Genomic DNA, 3,618 nt, shown 5'->3' with positions numbered 1-3,618 from the left:
GGGGCGCGGGCGCCCCCCGCCCCCCCCCCCCCTATACCAAAATTAAAAAAAACACCTTGGCCCCTCCGCCGGGCGGCCCCCCGCGGGCGGGGGGGGCCCTGCCGCCCGTCAAGAGAGGGACCCCCGAGGAGCGCGCGATGAGTGCCGCACAGACCACCAAGCCCGACCTGGCGCCGGCGAAGCAGAAGGCTTCCCGCGGAGCCGGGAGCGGAAACAGCAGAAAGCCGGGCAAGGCCGACCGCAAGGGCCCGGGTGCGACTCCCTGGCTGCTGCTGGCGCCGTGCCTGCTGATCATCGTCCTCATCATGGGGTACCCGCTCTTCAGGCTGGTGACCCTCTCGTTCCAGAACTTCGGCAAGACCGAGCTCTGGGGCTTCAAGGAAGCCCAGTGGGTGGGCTTCGACAACTTCACGAAGGTCCTGGGCGACGGCGAGTTCTGGGCCGTCGTGCTCCGCACGGTCCTCTTCGCGGTGGGCGCGGTCGTCCTGACGATGGTCATCGGCATGCTGATCGCGCTGCTCCTCCAGCGGGTCTCCGGCTTCGTCAAGATCCTCATCAGCGTGGCCCTCGTCGCCAGCTGGGGCATGCCCATCATCGTCGCGACGGCCGTCTTCAAGTGGCTCTTCGACACGGACTACGGCGTCCTCAACTACCTGCTGGACAAGCTCCCCGGCGTGGACATGGTCGGCCACAACTGGTTCGCCAGCGGTCCGCAGGGCCTCATGGTGATCATGCTCCTGGTGATCTGGGGCGCGGTGCCCTTCATCGTCATCACCCTCAGCGCGGGTCTGACGCAGGTGCCCAAGGAGCTGGAGGAGGCCGCGCGCCTCGACGGCGCCGGCGCCTGGGGCGTCTTCCGCCACGTCACCCTCCCGATCATGAAGCCGATCATCGTCATGCTGACGACGCTCTCCGTCATCTGGGACATGGGCGTCTTCCCGCAGGTCTTCGTGATGCGCAACGGCAACCCCGAGTCCGAGTTCCAGCTGCTGACCACGTACTCGTACCAGCAGGCCTTCGTCGTCAACGACTACTCGGGCGGCTCCGCGATCGCCCTCGTGACCGTGCTGCTCCTGCTCGGCGTGGTCGCCGTCTACATGCGCCAGATGCTCAAGATCGGAGAGGTGGAGTGACCTCGACCACCGCGCCCGCCGCACCCGCAGCGCCCGTCGCGCCCGTCGGAACGACGAAGCTGAGGAAGCCGAGGAAGCCGAGGAAGTCCAAGATCGGCTGGAACGCCGTCGGACTCCTGGTCTTCGCGATCATGGGCTTCCCGGTCTACTGGATGCTCAACACCGCGTTCAAGCCGTCCAAGGACGCGATCGACCCGCACCCCCACTTCTTCCCCACCACGTTCACGCTGGACAACTTCCGGCGCGCCCTGAACATCGCCGACTTCTGGGGACCGGTCGGGCGGAGTCTGATCGTCTCGCTCGTCGTGGTCGTCATCGGCATCGCGGTCGGCATGCTGGCGGCCCTCGCGATCTCCCGGTTCGCCTTCCGGGGCCGCAAGATCGTGATCGTGGGCATCCTGGCCGTCCAGATGATCCCGCTCGTCGCGATGATCATCCCGGTCTTCCTGCTGCTCAACGACCTCGGTCAGTACGACAAGCTCACCGGTCTGATCATCACGTACCTGACCTTCATCCTCCCCTTCACGGTGTGGACGCTGCGCGGCTTCATCGTGAACATCCCCAAGGAGCTGGAGGAGTCCGCCCAGGTCGACGGCTGCACTCCGACCGGCGCCTTCCTGCGGGTGGTCTTCCCGCTGCTGGCCCCCGGCATGGTCGCGACCTCCGTCTACGGCTTCATCCAGGCGTGGAACGAGTACCTCTACGCCCTGATGCTGATGAGCCAGCAGAACCAGACGGCGACCGTCTGGCTCGGCAACTTCACCACCAAGCACGGCACCGAGTTCGCGCCGATGATGGCCGGTTCCACCATGATGGCCATCCCGATCGTGATCCTCTTCCTCATCGTCCAGCGCAAGATGGCCGCGGGCCTCACCGCCGGCGCCGTGAAGGGATAACGGCCCATGACTGTCCTTGCGCACCGCACAGACACGCTCACCAGGGACGCCCTCGCGGTGCTCCAGCCCGGCTTCGAGGGCACCAGCGCCCCCGCCTGGCTGCTCCGCCGGGTCTCCGAAGGGCTCACCGCCGTCGGCCTGTTCGGCCGCAACATCGCCTCTCCCGACCAGCTCGCCGCGCTCACCGCGCAGCTGCGGGGCGAGCGGGAGGACGTCCTCGTCGCCATCGACGAAGAGGGCGGCGACGTCACCCGCCTGGAAGTCCGGGGCGGATCGTCCTTCCCCGGGAACCTGGCGCTGGGCGCCGTGGACGACACCGACCTGACCCGCGACGTCGCCCGCGAACTCGGCCGCCGCCTCGCCGAGTGCGGGGTCAACCTCAACTGGGCCCCGTCCGCGGACGTCAACTCCAACCCGGACAACCCGGTCATCGGCGTACGCTCCTTCGGCGCCGACACCCAGCTCGCGGCCCGGCACACCGCCGCGTACGTCGAAGGCCTCCAGGCCGCCGGCGTCGCCGCCTGCACCAAGCACTTCCCCGGCCACGGCGACACCAACGTCGACTCGCACCACGCGCTGCCCCGCATCGACGTGGACCTCGACACCCTGGCCGCGCGTGAACTCGTACCGTTCCGGGCGGCCATCGAGGCCGGCACGCTGGCCGTCATGAGCGCGCACATTCTCGTGCCCGCCCTGGACCCGACCCGCCCGGCCACCCTGAGCCCGCAGATCCTGACCGGTCTGCTGCGCAAGGAGCTCGGCTACGAGGGCCTGATCGTCACCGACGGCATGGAGATGAACGCCATCGCCGGGACGTACGGCATCGAGCGCGGCTCGGTACTGGCCATCGCGGCGGGCGCCGACGCGATCTGCGTCGGCGGCGGGCTCGCCGACGAGGAGACCGTCCTGCGCCTGCGCGACGCCCTGGTCGCGGCCGTACGCGACGGCTCGCTCCCGGAGGAGCGGCTCGCCGAGGCCGCCGCACGGGTGCGGACGCTGGCCGAATGGACCCGGCGCTCGCGCGCCGCCCTCGCCGCGCCGGGCGCGCACCAGGAGGGGAGCGCGCCCGGCATAGGCCTGGCGGCGGCCCGCCGCGCGGTGACGGTCTCGGGCTCGCCCGCTGCCGCCGCCCCGGTGAACGCGCCCTACGTGGCCACGCTCGCGCCCGTCGCGAACGTCGCCGTGGGCGACGAGACCCCGTGGGGAGTGGCCGGGGAACTGGCCGCGCTGATCCCCGGCACCGAGTCGGGCGTGTACCCCGAGGGCTCCTCGGCCGCCGGCATCCTGGCGGCCGCGGGGAACCGCACCGTCGTCGCGGTGGTCCGCGACGCGCACCGCCACCCCTGGATGACGGAGGCCCTGGACGCGCTGGTCGCCGCGCGGCCGCAGACGATCGTCGTCGAGATGGGCCTCCCGCGGGCCGAGCCGCGGGGCGCGCTGTACATCGCGACGCATGGCGCCGCCCGCGTCTGCGGCAAGGCTGCCGCCGAGGTCATCGCGGGGGTGTAGGGGCTGGTTCGGTATGCGACGAAGGGCCGGGCGGCCCGAGCGCGCGCCCCCCCCCGCGGAGCCACCCTCGCAATCTGTCA

General features: G+C 70.5%; 3 protein-coding genes. All 3 read left to right on the top strand.

The features are described 5' to 3' along the window. Nucleotides 1–137: 137 nt before the first annotated feature. Genes ACFXDJ_RS35525 through ACFXDJ_RS35515 form a run of 3 tightly spaced genes read left to right on the top strand, consistent with a single transcriptional unit; the run spans nucleotide 138 to nucleotide 3,538 of the window. Nucleotides 138–1,133 carry a carbohydrate ABC transporter permease gene (locus tag ACFXDJ_RS35525; protein WP_384663943.1) on the top strand — a complete coding sequence of 332 codons (996 nt, stop codon included), beginning with the start codon at nucleotides 138–140 and terminating at the stop codon, nucleotides 1,131–1,133. Between the two features lie 59 nt (nucleotides 1,134–1,192). Next, on the top strand, nucleotides 1,193–2,029 hold the full coding sequence (locus tag ACFXDJ_RS35520) for a carbohydrate ABC transporter permease (protein ID WP_384663947.1): 837 nt from the start codon (nucleotides 1,193–1,195) through the stop codon (nucleotides 2,027–2,029). Between the two features lie 6 nt (nucleotides 2,030–2,035). Beyond that, nucleotides 2,036–3,538 carry a glycoside hydrolase family 3 protein gene (locus tag ACFXDJ_RS35515; RefSeq protein WP_384851269.1) on the top strand — a complete coding sequence of 501 codons (1,503 nt, stop codon included), beginning with the start codon at nucleotides 2,036–2,038 and terminating at the stop codon, nucleotides 3,536–3,538. Nucleotides 3,539–3,618: the final 80 nt, after the last annotated feature.

Origin of the sequence: Streptomyces sp. NPDC059443 (genome assembly GCF_042750105.1) — a bacterium.
In the GTDB taxonomy this organism is placed as follows: domain Bacteria; phylum Actinomycetota; class Actinomycetes; order Streptomycetales; family Streptomycetaceae; genus Streptomyces.
This window is presented reverse-complemented; position numbering and strand designations above follow the sequence as displayed.